We start from the raw sequence: 12,678 nt of genomic DNA, 5'->3' as shown, positions 1-12,678 counted from the left end.
CGGATCTTTCGCCATTCCGGCCCGGAGGTATGTGATCAGGAGGTAGTAATGAATACAGACAGATATGTAAGCCCGCTGTCAGAGCGGTATGCAAGTAAAGAGATGCAGTATATTTTTTCCCCGGACATGAAGTTCCGCACATGGAGAAAGCTGTGGATCGCACTTGCTGAGACGGAACGTGAGCTTGGCCTTAACATTACCCAGGAGCAGATCGACGAAATGAAGGCTCATGCGGATGATATCAATTATGATGTGGCTAAGGAGCGTGAGCGTCAGGTTCGCCATGATGTAATGTCTCACGTGTATGCGTTTGGCGTACAGTGCCCGAAGGCAAAAGGCATCATCCATCTGGGAGCAACCTCTTGTTATGTAGGAGATAATACGGATATCATCATTATGACAGAGGCGCTGAAGCTTGTCCGCAAGAAACTTGTGAACGTGATCGCAGAGCTTTCCAAGTTTGCAGCACAGTATAAGGACCAGCCAACTCTGGCGTTTACTCATTTCCAGCCGGCACAGCCGACAACCGTAGGTAAGAGAGCAACTCTCTGGACTCAGGAATTCCTGATGGATCTTGAGGACCTTGAGTATGTATTAAGCACTATGAAGCTTCTTGGCTCCAAGGGAACAACCGGTACACAGGCTAGCTTCTTGGAACTTTTTGACGGGGATCAGGAGACCATCGACAAGATCGATCCGATGATCGCAGAGAAGATGGGATTCAGATCCTGCTATCCGGTTTCCGGACAGACCTATTCCAGAAAGGTTGATACCCGTGTGCTGAATATCCTTGCGGGAATCGCTGCAAGTGCACATAAGATGTCCAACGATATCCGTCTTCTTCAGCATCTGAAGGAAGTAGAGGAGCCATTTGAGAAATCCCAGATCGGATCTTCCGCTATGGCATATAAGAGAAATCCGATGAGAAGTGAGAGAATCGCTTCCCTGTCCAGATATGTGATGATCGATGCACTGAACCCGGCGATCACATCTGCAACACAGTGGTTTGAGAGAACTCTGGACGACTCTGCAAACAAGCGTCTCAGCGTTCCGGAAGGATTCCTTGCGATCGACGGAATCCTGGATCTCTGCCTCAATGTTGTAGACGGACTGGTTGTTTATCCGAAGGTTATCGAGAAAAGACTGATGTCTGAGCTTCCATTTATGGCAACTGAGAATATCATGATGGATGCAGTTAAGGCAGGCGGAGACCGTCAGGAGCTTCATGAGCGTATCCGTGAGCTTTCCATGGAAGCAGGAAAGAACGTGAAGGTAGAGGGTAAAGATAATAATCTTCTTGAGCTGATCGCAGCAGATCCGGCATTTAACCTGACTCTTGAGGATCTTCAGAAGGCCATGGAACCGTCCAGATATACAGGACGTGCCAAAGAGCAGACAGAAGCTTTCATTGCAAATGTGGTACAGCCGGTGCTGGATGCGCATAAAGATCTGCTTGGCGTTAAGGTTGAGATCAACGTATAATGCTGTAAGCATAAAAAGAACGCAGACAGGAATGTCAGTTTTCTGTGGATGATATACAGATAACGTGGCATTCCGAATAATAGAGAAAGACACAAGGAGGAAACTGTGTTATGGTAACTGCAGTAGTAGGAGCAAACTGGGGAGATGAAGGTAAAGGCAAGATCACAGATATGCTTGCTGAGAAAGCCGATATCATCGTAAGATTTCAGGGTGGAGCCAATGCGGGCCACACCATCGTAAATGATTACGGTAAATTCGCACTTCATACACTTCCGTCAGGTGTGTTTTACGGACATACGACCAGTGTCATCGGAAACGGTGTTGCACTGAACATTCCGGTATTCTTCAAGGAGTACAACGAAGTAGTAGGCCGTGGAGTACCGGCACCGAAGATCCTGATCTCCAACAGAGCACAGATGGTAATGTCTTACCACATTCTGTTTGATCAGTATGAGGAGGAGCGTCTTGGCGGCAAGGCTTTCGGTTCCACAAAATCCGGAATCGCTCCGTTCTATTCTGACAAATATGCAAAGATCGGCTTCCAGGTAAGTGAGCTTTTTGATGAGGAAGCACTGAAAGAGAAGGTTGTACGTATCTGCGAGACCAAGAACGTAACACTTGAGCATCTCTATCATAAGCCTCTTCTGAAACCGGAAGACATCATGAATGAGCTGATGGAATACAAGAAGATGGTTGAGCCATACGTATGCGACGTATCGCTCTATCTCTGGAATGCACTGAAAGAGGGAAAACAGGTTCTTCTTGAGGGACAGCTTGGAACTCTGAAAGACCCGGATCACGGAATCTATCCGATGGTTACATCCTCTTCCACACTGGCTGCTTATGGTGCCATCGGTGCAGGTCTGCCTCCATATGAGATCAAGAAGGTCGTAACCGTATGCAAAGCTTACTCCAGTGCAGTTGGAGCAGGTGCATTCGTTTCTGAGATCTTCGGCGAGGAAGCAGATGAGCTGAGAAAACGTGGCGGTGACGGTGGTGAGTTCGGTGCTACTACAGGCCGTCCGAGACGTATGGGATGGTTCGACTGTGTTGCATCCAAATACGGATGCCGTCTCCAGGGAGCTACAGACGTTGCTTTTACAGTACTGGATGTTCTGGGATATCTGGATGAGATCCCGGTTTGCACAGGCTATGAGATCGACGGAGAGGTAACAACAGAATTCCCGACAACTGTGCAGCTTGAGAAAGCAAAACCGGTTATTGAGAAGCTTCCGGGATGGAAATGCGATATCCGTGGAATCAAAAAATATGAGGATCTTCCGGAGAACTGCAGAAAATATGTAGAGTTCGTAGAAAAACATATTGGATTCCCGATCACAATGATCTCTAACGGACCAGGAAGAAACGACATCATTTATAGATAATTATTTTTACAGTATCAGGATTATGACAACAGGAAGCGCCGGGGAAGAATTTCTCCGGCGCCCTTTTGGTTCAAAGAGATATTCAGTTAAAATAACAGATAGAATAGCGGATGTATCATGTGAAAGGAAGCTCAATGAAAAATTTTAAAAGAATCGCGGCACTTGCAGGTGTTGTCATATTACTTCTTATATTCTGCCTTCCAATGGCATTTGCCTGGGGAAGCAGTGAAAACGCCCAGGCTTTGTTCCGGGGGGCTTTTGCGGCAGCAGTTCTGGTACCGATCGTAGCGTATGTTTTCTGGATGGCGTACCGGATCTGGGGAAATAAGAAGCCGAGAGAGGATGAAAACCGTATGATCGAGAATATTATTTTTGATGTGGGAAATGTGCTGATGGGCTATGACTGGGAAGAGTATCTTCGGAGCTATGACTTCCCGGAAGAAAAGTATCAGAAAATTGCAGATGCAGTATTTCGAAACCCGATCTGGGAGGAACAGGACCGTGGACAGCATGAGGAGTCCTGGTATGTAGATAAATTTGTGGAAAGTGCACCGGAATATGAAGCAGATATCCGTGAGGTGGTACGACGTGATCCGGAGTGTATGCATCTGTATGATTATGCGGAAACCTGGGTGAAATATCTCAAAAATCAGGGATATCATCTCTATGTCCTTTCCAACTACGGAACTTATATGCTGGATCGTACAAAGCAGGATATGTCTTTTCTGAAATATATGGATGGAGTGGTATTTTCCTGTGATGTGCAGCAGATCAAGCCTGAGGTGGATATTTACAAAACACTTCTGAAGCGTTACAGCCTGAAACCGGAGAAATCGGTATTTTTGGATGATCGTGCCGTGAACTGTGAGGGAGCCGGAAAAGCCGGTATCCATACCATCCAGTTTGAGAATCTGAAGCAGGCGGCGAAGGCGCTTGAGAAGCTTGGTGTGAAATGACCTTCAGTGTGAAAAGAGAAACGCAGAGGGCCTGCACCATCGCGAAGCCCTCTGCATTCTAAAGGGGAGGATATGATAAGTATCTCCCGGAACGGCATCTGTTATACAGAAAATATATAAGATCTTGTAATCTTTTATTCCCTGTTCTTCTTCCGGTATTCACCGGGAGTCATTCCATATGTTTTTTTAAAAGTACGCATGAAATGCTCCGGACTTTCATACCCTACAAGTTCACAGATCGCAAGATTGCTGAGCGAGGTTTCACGCAGAGCATGACATGCCTGGTTCAGCTTGATATCCCGGATGATCTGTAAAAATGTCCGTCCGGTACTTTCCCTGATCAGGGTACTGAAGTGGGAAGTACTATAGCCAAAATGCTTCGCAGCTTCACGTAAGGTAACGCTCTGGTAGTGACGGTTCAGGTAGTTGAGGATTTCCGTTACAGAATTTCCGGTGCTGTCCTTTGTAAGGATGGATTCAATATCATTTTCGTGAAAACGCAGCAGCATGGCCCAGAATATTAAAAGCAACACTGTCATCAAAGATCCCCACACTGTGAGTGGTATGCGGTGGGATGATACAGATATCTCCGGTATGCAAAGTGTGTTCGATCCCCTGTATCGCAGTGTGGGCAGTTCCGTCATACAGACAGAGAATCTCAAAAAATTCATGTTCATGGGGAAAAACAGGGGTATAGCGGTAATGCTTGGAAAGCACGATATTGCCATTTATATCATGAGCAAGTCAGGTATGGATGATCCTGGCAGAAGCGGTCAGCAGCGAAGAAGGAGCAGAAATACTGGATCGTCTGGTGGAACTGAAACCGGAAAAAGGAATGGTTTCTCCATATATGAACCATCATTTTGTGGAAGCACTTCTGATGTGTGGTAAAAAAGACCAGGCAATGGAATATATGAAATATTACTGGGGCGGAATGATAAGCCACGATGCGGATACATTCTGGGAGCTTTATAATCCGGAAAATCCTGCAGAATCTCCATATGGAAGCAGCATTGTCAACAGCTACTGCCACGCATGGAGCTGCACTCCGACTTATCTTCTCAGAAAATATTTTAACTGAAGCAAGTAAGTCCCCTGCGGAGGCACGAATATCTGCTTGAACTAAATCACAGTGTGATAAAATAACTCGGATATGAAACAGATGTATTTGATTTCTTCACCAAAAGATGATATAATAAATAGAAATTGCGAAGCGGAATATAAATCTCCGTCTTATTTATCTAAAATTTTGGAAAAGAGGATCAGACAATGAGCGATATGACAATTCTTGAGCAGTGGCGTTCCATTGCTTATAATCAGAATGCAGATAAGAATAAGCTTCAGCGCTTCTGGGCAAATTATTTTAACATTGAGAAGAATATTTATGAGCAGCTTCTTGAGAACCCGGATGAGATCGTTTCCGGAACTGTAAAAGAGCTTGCTGAGAAATACGGTCAGGACGTTATGACTATGGTTGGTTTCCTTGACGGAATCAATGACAGTCTGAAGGTTCCGAACCCGATCGAGACTATGGATGAGGATACCAAGGTAAACCTTGCATTTGATAAAGAGGCACTCTATAAGAACATGGTAGATGCCAAGGCTGACTGGCTTTACAACCTTCCTCAGTGGGACAAGATCTTCACAGAAGAGAAAAAGAAAACCCTCTACATGGAGCAGAAGAAATCCGGCACAGTTGTGAAACCGCACAAGGTCGGAAGAAACGATCCGTGCCCATGCGGAAGCGGCAAGAAATACAAACACTGCTGCGGAAGATAATGAGCGTAAAGAAGAATCTGGATTACATTATCGTGTTAGGTGCCCATGTGGACGGAACACGGATGACACTTGCCCTTCTGGAACGAGCCAGAAGGGCTCTTCTTTATCTTGAAGAAAATCCGGGTACGAAGGCAGTGCTATCCGGAGGAAAAGGAGATGGAGAAAACATTTCCGAGGCAGAGGCCATGTATCGTTATCTTACCGGTCACGGAATAAACAGGGACAGACTGATACGGGAAGAGGAATCTACCAGTACAAAAGAGAATTTGGAATTCAGCCGCAGAAGGATCGGAACCACAGACTGTTCCGTAGGCGTGGTGACGAACAATTTTCATGTATGGAGAGGAGCTGCCATTGCAAGAAAATGTGGATTCCGGGAAGTGGCCATGGTACCTTCCAGGTATCGAAGCTGGCGTCTTTTTATTTACATTCCCCGTGAGATTCTGGCCATTATTAAAGACAAACTCATGGGAAATCTGTAGATCTGTGCGAGAAGAGAAATCTCAAAAATTTTGTCAACATGCGTTGACAAATAAAAATACTGCGCTTATAATGAACCACAGAAAAAGAAATAAAAAACACGCTGACGAGACGAGTAAGCTGTGAAACGTTACAGAGAGAGATGTGAAGTGCTGGAAACATCTTATCGGGAAACAGCCGAAGACTACCTCCGAGTGGCCCCAATCCGGTCCGGTGATTCCGTTATCATCATAATTGAGAGGCTTTGCATCCTGGCATGACCGGGCAGCAGAGCAAGCAGGGTGGAACCGCGAGAATGAATGAACTCGTCCCTTACAGTATGTGATGTGCTGTGAGGGATTTTTTTATTGCAGAATCTCTTGCAAAAGCAGACACATACTGTGTACCATAGAAACTTCATTTAAAATGAAAGGAGAAACAACAATGATCATTACATTAAAAGACGGCTCAAAAAAAGAATATGCAGAAGCAAAAGCTGTGATCGATATCGCATATGACATCAGCGAAGGCCTTGCACGTGCTGCATGTGCAGGAGAAGTAAACGGAGAGGTCGTAGATCTTCGTACAGTTCTTGACAGCGACTGTGAGCTGAATATCCTTACAGCGAAAGACGAGAAGGGCCTTGCAGTTCTCCGTCATACAGCATCTCACGTAATGGCACAGGCTGTACAGAACTTATACCCGGAGGCAAAGGTTGCCATCGGACCATCCATTGATACAGGCTTCTACTATGATTTCGACCACGAGCCATTTTCACGTGAGGATCTTGACGCCATTGAGAAAGAGATGAAAAAGATCATCAAAAAAGGCGCAAAGATCGAGCGTTTTACAAAATCCCGTGAGGATGCCATCGCATACTTTAAAGAGAAAAATGAGCCATACAAGGTTGAGCTGATCGAGGATCTTCCGGAGGGAGAAGAGATTTCCTTCTATTCACAGGGAGACTGGACAGACCTCTGTGCAGGCCCGCACCTGATGAGTGTAAAAGGCATCAAGGCATTCAAGCTTCTTTCTTCTTCCAGCGCATACTGGAGAGGCAGTGAGAAAAACGCAATGCTCACACGTATCTACGGAACAGCCTATGCTACAAAGGATGAGTTGAAAGAGCATCTGGAGCAGATGGAAGAAGCAAAGAGACGTGACCATAACAAGCTTGGCCGTGAGATGAAGATCTTCACAACTGTAGATGTGATCGGACAGGGACTTCCGCTTATCATGCCAAACGGTGTGATCATAATGCAGGAGCTTCAGCGCTGGATCGAGGATGAGGAGACAAAGCGTGGCTATGTAAGAACAAAAACTCCTCTTATGGCAAAGAGCGATCTTTACAAGATCTCCGGACACTGGGATCATTACAAAGATGGTATGTTCGTACTTGGTGATGAGGAGAAGGACAAAGAGGTTTATGCACTTCGTCCGATGACATGTCCGTTCCAGTACTATGTATACAAAGCAGAGCAGCACAGCTACCGTGATCTGCCGATCCGTCTCGGCGAGACCTCCACACTGTTCCGTAATGAGGATTCCGGAGAGATGCATGGCCTGACACGAGTTCGTCAGTTTACTATTTCCGAGGGACATCTGATCGTAAGACCGGACCAGATGGTAAAAGAGTTCAAAGACTGTATCGCACTTGCCCAGTACTGTCTGCAGGTACTTGGTGTTGAGGAAGATGTAACCTATCATCTTTCCAAATGGGATCCGACAAACAAAGAAAAATACATCGGTGAGCCGGAGGTATGGGAAGAGACAGAAGGCCATATCCGCCAGATGCTTGAGGAGCTGAACATTCCATTCACAGAGGATGTGGGCGAGGCTGCTTTCTACGGACCGAAGGTTGATATCAACGCAAAGAACGTATACGGAAAAGAAGACACCATGATCACGATTCAGTGGGATGCACTTCTTGCAGAGCAGTTTGATATGTACTATATCGATGAGAATGGTGACAAACAGCGTCCGTACATCATCCACCGTACATCCATGGGATGCTATGAGAGAACACTGGCATGGCTCATTGAGAAATACGCAGGAATGTTCCCGACATGGCTCTGCCCGGAGCAGGTTCGTGTGATCCCGATCTCCGAGAAGTACAACGATTATGCACAGAAGGTTGAAGCTCAGATGAGAGAAGCAGGAATCCGCTGCTCTGTAGACGGACGTTCCGAGAAGATGGGATACAAGATCCGTGAGGCACGTCTTGAGAGAGTACCTTACATGCTTATCGTTGGTGCAAAAGAGGAAGAAGAGGGTAAGGTTTCCGTAAGAAGTCGCTACCTTGGCGATGAGGGAATGAAAGAGCTTGGTGAGTTCATTGACTTCATCAAAGAAGAGATCAAGAACAAAACGATCCGTAAGATCGAGGTTCAGGAAGAGAAGAAATAAACAAAACAGATGATTGACGGATAAATAAAAGGCGACCCGTGTGATAGGCGGGCCGCCTTTATTTTTGATCCGGCAATATTGAGGCCACGCTGTGATGCGGAGGCGGTCAGTATTGTCGGATATTTTTTATTTAAAATATTTCTCCCTGACGAGCTCAACCGGCATGTCCAGTCCGGTCCAGATGTGGAAAGCCTTTACACCCTGGTGGAGCAGCATGTACATTCCGTTAAAGGTCGGACATCCGGCTTCCCGGGCTTCCCTGAGAAGTCTTGTTTCTCTTGGTTCATATACAACATCGGCTACGGTAAGCTCCGGATGGAACAGAGTCTTGTCCGGGATCACGGTGCCTGTCACATCCGGAACCATTCCCACAGAAGTTGCATTGATGAGGAGATTGCTTTCCTCCAGTGCGTCCTTCAGCGCAGTGAGATCATCCATCTCATGAAGGATCATCTCACATTCTGTCATATGAGACATTTTTTCTGCCATGGAAACGGCGCGTTCCCAGTAACGGCTGGTAGGACGTGCAAAAACATGGATCTTTTTTGCACCCTCCAGGGCGGACTGGCCGCAGATCGCCATTCCGGCACCGCCGACGCCCATAACGGTGATGGTGCGTCCTTTTACATCACAGCCGGCATCTCTGGCAGACTGGGTAAATCCATAACCATCCGTATTAAACCCCTTTAATTTTCCGTTGTCGTTGCGTACGGTATTTACCGCTCCGATCAGCTGGGCAGTGGGAGAAAGCTCGTCCAGAAGCTCCACGATCTTATTCTTGTTTGGCATGGTCAGGTTAAAGCCCTTGATCCCACAGGCTTTCAGTCCTTCCACAGCCTGGGGAAGGGTCTCCTCTGTTACATCAAAACAGAGATACACATAATCAAGTCCAAGATAACGGAATGCCTCATTGTGCATTAAAGGTGATACGCTGTGTGCCACGGGGCTTCCCAGAAGGCCGGTAAGCCCGGTATGTCCGGTAATATTGATCATTGTTCGATTCCCTCCTGTATCTCATATAATAGAATTTCTTTACGAAATATAATAAAAAATATTTTAGCACTATAAAGTGCGAAAATCAATAAATACAAATATTGTACGGAAATTTATACATTTTTGTCGCCGATTCATAGAAAAAATCTATAAATGTCGAGGCAGACAGAAACGACCCGATAAGTTAGAAGAATCGACATCCGGATTTGACAAAATATGCAAAGAGCCTGCCCTATAATAAATACACTTACCAAAGTTGAGAATCGATGGCAGACGAAACAGCAGTGGGGGAAGCTTATGTATCAGAGGATGTACATAGATATCGTTTTTATGACGAATTTCCTTATGGATTACATGCTTTTAAGACTTGTGGGAAAATTTCTGCATCTTGACGGGAAACGCAGAAGATGTGTGATATCCGCTGCCTTTGGATCTTTTGTATCCTGCCTGCTTGTATGTGCACCTTTTAAGATCATTTTTCCTGCCGCTGTACTGATCCATGGCGGCTGCGCTTTTTTTATGGCGTCGTTTGCTTTTCGACTGAAAAAAGGCGGCCTTCTTGTAAAAACCATTCTGGCTCTGTATTTCACAGCTTTTGTGGTTGGCGGGATCTATCAGGCACTGGAAACGGAAAGAACCATGACTGTGAAAATATTTCTGCTTTTTCTGGCAGGGATTTATGGCACACTTTATACTCTGGGATGTGTGACCGAGACCTTCCGGTTTGGAAGAAGAAATATTTTTCCGGTCACTTTGAAATATCAGGGGAAGCTGCAGCAGACATACGGCTTTTATGATACCGGAAATCTCCTTATGGATCCTGTGAAAAAACAGCCGGTATCGATCATCAAACAGGAACTTTTGGGAAGCCTGATATCGAAAGAGCAGGTAAAAAAACTGATGGATATAAAAGATAAACCAGAGGAGCTGGAAAATACAGAATCTGTCAGCCTGCAGCCGCATTTTCTGAGCTGTCATACCGCAGATGGAAAAAAAGGACTGCTGCTGGCAGTGATCCTTGATGAACTTCTGATCCAGACTCCCGAAAGGGTGGTACATGTAGGAAAACCGGTGCTTGCCATAACATCCGAGCCCTCAGCTTTGGGAGAAGAGTACGAGATACTTTTGAATTCCAGACTATTAAATTGAGAAGGGGGCTTATGTTATGAACAGAGCAGCTGCAAGATCCTATCCGTTTCAGGTGATTCGGAAATTTATGTTCAATCGTCCGGGAGAGGTTTTTTATATTGGTGGAAATGATATCCTTCCGGCGCCGTTGTCAGCGGAACGGGAGGCTGAAGTGATCGAAATGCTGGGAACAGAAAAGGAAAAAGAGGGAAAGTCGGTTCTGATCGAGCATAATCTACGGCTGGTGGTTTATATTGCAAAGAAATTTGATAATACAGGGGTAGGTGTGGAGGATCTGATCTCCATCGGAACCATAGGGCTCATAAAGGCTATCAATACCTTTGATCCGGTAAAAAATATCAAGCTTGCTACCTATGCATCACGATGTATCGAAAATGAGATCCTGATGTATCTGAGGAGAAACAGCAAAACAAAGATGGAGGTTTCCATTGATGAGCCGCTGAATGTGGACTGGGATGGAAATGAGCTGCTGCTTTCGGATATCCTGGGAACGGATGACGATGTGATCTCCAGACGTCTGGAAGATGAGGTGGAGATCGCACTTCTTGGAAAAGCCATCAGCAAACTGACAAAGCGGGAACAGATGATCATCCGTCTGCGATTCGGTATCGGAAACCGGGAAGGAAGCGAGAAAACACAGAAGGAGGTAGCGGATCTTTTAGGAATTTCGCAATCCTACATTTCTCGCCTGGAAAAGCGGATCATGAAGCGGCTGCGGAAAGAAATCGTAAAGTATGAATAGATGAAACCGAAAAAAACGGTTTACCGGACAGGTTTCCCTTATGGAGGAAGTAAAACCAAAAAATATTTTTGAGACACCACAGGGAGATGAGCGTCTTGGATGGACCGGTGATGCAGAAATCTTCTGCCGTACGGCATGCTTCCTTGAAAATACCTATTCCTTCTACCGAAAATGGCTCCGTGATGTGGAGGCAGACCAGACAGAGGAGGGCGGTGTTGCCCATGTTGTTCCGGATATCATTTCCGGAAACGAAGGGGATAATTGGCTCCTTGAGCAGGGAAGTCATTCGGCAGCAGCGAGAAGATTTAAAATTCCGGGAAATACAGTAGAATTTGTCAGAGACCTTCGATATAATAAATACAGAGTGTTTACAGAGCTACAGAATGAACAAAAGAAGAAGGGGTGTGGCAGAATGATCGACATTGCACATGCAAAACAGGAATTCGAAAAATATCTGGATGAATACGACCGGGAGGATGAACAGATCTGTCTGAAGATCGTACATACCTATGGAGTGGTGAAATACGCAGGAGAGATCGCCAGAAAAATGGAATGTTCCGGTGAAGATGTGGAACTTGCGGAGCTGATCGGTCTGCTTCATGATATTGGACGTTTTGAGCAGATCCGTAGATTTCACAGCTTTGAGCCGGGAACCATGGATCATGCCGTGTTCGGTGCAGAACTTCTCTTCGGGGAGGAGAAGCTGATCCGACGTTTCGTGGAGGATGATAAATTTGATGAGCTGATCGATGCAGCAATTCGGAAGCACAGTGATTTCAAACTGGAAGGAATCCACGATGCAAGAACACTTTTCCATGCAAAACTGATCCGAGATGCCGATAAGCTGGATAACTGCAGAGTAAAGCTGGAGGCGTCAATAGAGGCCATGCTTGGTGTATCAGAAGAGGTTGCAGGAGAAGGGCTGATCTCACCGGCAGTGTGGGAGTCCTGTCTCAGAAGAGAATCCGTGTTATCCGCAGACAGACATGTGCCGGTGGATTACTGGGTATCTTATCTTGCACAGTATTATGATATCAATTTTCCTGAGACCTGTGAGATCATCGAAGAAGAGGATTATATCACCAGGATCGCAGGGCGGCTGACGTACCAGGAACAGGATACCAGAACTAAGCTCCATATTCTCACAGAAGATCTGAACAGGTATCTGGAGATGCCGGCTGTGTCTGTGAAGGAATAGGAGCATAGCAGTTACTGTTCACTGGTCAATGTCCCGCGAGGTGTTTTTTGTGAGCGAAGGTCACAGAAAACCCGAGACATACCGCGCGAATTTATGCGATTAGCATAAATTCTGTGCATCGCGAAGCGT

Annotated in this window: 13 protein-coding genes; 10 read left to right on the top strand and 3 right to left on the bottom strand. The window is 45.9% G+C overall.

All coding sequences use genetic code 11. From position 1 onward, the window contains the following. Positions 1-48 precede the first annotated feature (48 nt). The 3 genes from purB to CCC70_RS04145 all read left to right on the top strand — a co-directional run bounded on the left by purB (position 49) and on the right by CCC70_RS04145 (position 3,823). Positions 49-1,482 (top strand): adenylosuccinate lyase, encoded by a 1,434-nt coding sequence (gene purB / locus CCC70_RS04155; RefSeq protein WP_287084330.1) that lies wholly within the window; start codon positions 49-51, stop codon positions 1,480-1,482. A gap of 110 nt (positions 1,483-1,592) precedes the next feature. Then, positions 1,593-2,867 (top strand): adenylosuccinate synthase, encoded by a 1,275-nt coding sequence (locus CCC70_RS04150; protein WP_022426147.1) that lies wholly within the window; start codon positions 1,593-1,595, stop codon positions 2,865-2,867. A gap of 134 nt (positions 2,868-3,001) precedes the next feature. Next, positions 3,002-3,823, top strand: coding sequence for an HAD-IA family hydrolase (locus CCC70_RS04145; RefSeq protein ID WP_015527102.1), 822 nt, complete (start codon positions 3,002-3,004; stop codon positions 3,821-3,823). Positions 3,824-3,957: 134 nt separating this feature from the next. On the opposite strand, the gene CCC70_RS04140 is transcribed toward CCC70_RS04145, so the two are convergent. Then, entirely contained in the window at positions 3,958-4,362 is a 405-nt protein-coding gene (locus CCC70_RS04140; protein ID WP_178015640.1) for a helix-turn-helix domain-containing protein, read from the bottom strand. Then, the gene (locus CCC70_RS16670) at positions 4,307-4,540 is read right to left on the bottom strand and encodes an AraC family ligand binding domain-containing protein (protein WP_173745700.1); all 234 of its coding nucleotides are present in this window, start codon (positions 4,538-4,540) and stop codon (positions 4,307-4,309) included. The genes CCC70_RS04140 and CCC70_RS16670 overlap by 56 nt, the downstream gene beginning before the upstream one ends. Before the next feature lie 37 nt (positions 4,541-4,577). On the opposite strand from CCC70_RS16670, the gene CCC70_RS04135 reads away from it, so the two are divergent. The 4 genes from CCC70_RS04135 to thrS all read left to right on the top strand — a co-directional run bounded on the left by CCC70_RS04135 (position 4,578) and on the right by thrS (position 8,467). After that, positions 4,578-4,904, top strand: coding sequence for a hypothetical protein (locus CCC70_RS04135; protein ID WP_118609191.1), 327 nt, complete (start codon positions 4,578-4,580; stop codon positions 4,902-4,904). A 188-nt stretch (positions 4,905-5,092) separates the two neighbouring features. Continuing rightward, positions 5,093-5,602 (top strand): SEC-C metal-binding domain-containing protein, encoded by a 510-nt coding sequence (locus CCC70_RS04130; protein ID WP_021652360.1) that lies wholly within the window; start codon positions 5,093-5,095, stop codon positions 5,600-5,602. Beyond that, on the top strand, positions 5,602-6,084 hold the full coding sequence (locus tag CCC70_RS04125) for a YdcF family protein (protein ID WP_279201286.1): 483 nt from the start codon (positions 5,602-5,604) through the stop codon (positions 6,082-6,084). Before CCC70_RS04130 ends, CCC70_RS04125 begins: the two co-directional genes overlap by 1 nt. Positions 6,085-6,505: 421 nt before the next feature. Continuing rightward, a complete protein-coding gene (thrS, locus tag CCC70_RS04120; RefSeq protein WP_118609193.1) occupies positions 6,506-8,467 on the top strand; it encodes a threonine--tRNA ligase in 1,962 nt (653 codons plus the stop codon). A 126-nt stretch (positions 8,468-8,593) separates the two neighbouring features. Here thrS and CCC70_RS04115 read toward each other — a convergent pair whose 3' ends face one another. Further along, on the bottom strand, positions 8,594-9,460 hold the full coding sequence (locus CCC70_RS04115; protein ID WP_287084329.1) for a shikimate dehydrogenase: 867 nt from the start codon (positions 9,458-9,460) through the stop codon (positions 8,594-8,596). A 297-nt stretch (positions 9,461-9,757) separates the two neighbouring features. On the opposite strand from CCC70_RS04115, the gene CCC70_RS04110 reads away from it, so the two are divergent. The 3 genes from CCC70_RS04110 to CCC70_RS04095 are packed head-to-tail and all read left to right on the top strand — an operon-like array spanning position 9,758 to position 12,549. After that, a complete protein-coding gene (locus tag CCC70_RS04110; RefSeq protein WP_287084328.1) occupies positions 9,758-10,609 on the top strand; it encodes a sigma-E processing peptidase SpoIIGA in 852 nt (283 codons plus the stop codon). 16 nt (positions 10,610-10,625) lie between these two features. After that, a complete protein-coding gene (gene sigE, locus CCC70_RS04105) occupies positions 10,626-11,351 on the top strand; it encodes an RNA polymerase sporulation sigma factor SigE (RefSeq protein ID WP_015527110.1) in 726 nt (241 codons plus the stop codon). 40 nt (positions 11,352-11,391) lie between these two features. Next, positions 11,392-12,549, top strand: coding sequence for an alpha-L-rhamnosidase-related protein (locus CCC70_RS04095; protein WP_330577131.1), 1,158 nt, complete (start codon positions 11,392-11,394; stop codon positions 12,547-12,549). Positions 12,550-12,678 lie beyond the last annotated feature (129 nt).

This window comes from Blautia sp. LMAG:89 (assembly GCF_008679485.1).
GTDB lineage: Bacteria > Bacillota > Clostridia > Lachnospirales > Lachnospiraceae > Blautia_A > Blautia_A fusiformis.
Note: the sequence above shows the minus strand (reverse complement) of the source record. Positions and strands in the feature narration are given on the sequence as shown.